The following is a 565-nucleotide window of genomic DNA, read 5'->3' as shown; positions in this document are numbered from 1 at the left end:
TGGGCTTCTATGTGGGTGGCCAGGAAAGTGCCAATGGCTGGCGTGAAGTGCTCAAAGACCTCTATGACCGTGGAGCTCAGGAGGTATTGCTAGGCGTGTTTGACGGTCTGCCTGGGCTGGACGCAGCGTTTAAAGAAGTCTACCCGAAGGCAGATGTGCAGCATTGTGTGGTCCACAAAGTCCGCTCCACGTTTCCGAAAATCCGGGTTCAGCATCGGACCGAAGTCATTGAAGACCTGAAGACAGTATACAACGCTGCCGATGAAGAGTTGGCCCGTGCGGCTTTTGACACCGTGAAAGCGAAATGGAGCAAGCTGTACGCCAAAGAAATGCGGTCCTGGGAAGAGCAACTCCCCACCTTGCTGACGTTCTACAAGTACCCGGCACTTATTAAGGAAGCCATCTACACCTCGAATCCGATAGAGCGAATGAACAAGGAGATCCGCAAGCGACTGAAGCCGATGAACAGTCTAACGAACATGGACGCAGCTGAAAAGGTCATCTACCTCGACGTCATTGACTACAACGAGCGATTTGCAGAACGCGTCATTCGCGGCTTTGGAGA

The 565-nt window shown here is 52.7% G+C and carries 1 protein-coding gene; it reads left to right on the top strand.

Annotated features, from left to right (window positions below; all coding sequences use genetic code 11):
* On the top strand, nucleotides 1-565 hold a 565-nt coding region (locus tag F1379_RS29590; RefSeq protein WP_150276053.1), incomplete at both ends, for an IS256 family transposase.

It is taken from the genome of Paenibacillus tepidiphilus (assembly GCF_008635795.1).
Lineage (GTDB): Bacteria > Bacillota > Bacilli > Paenibacillales > Paenibacillaceae > Paenibacillus_AQ > Paenibacillus_AQ tepidiphilus.
Note: the sequence above shows the minus strand (reverse complement) of the source record. Positions and strands in the feature narration are given on the sequence as shown.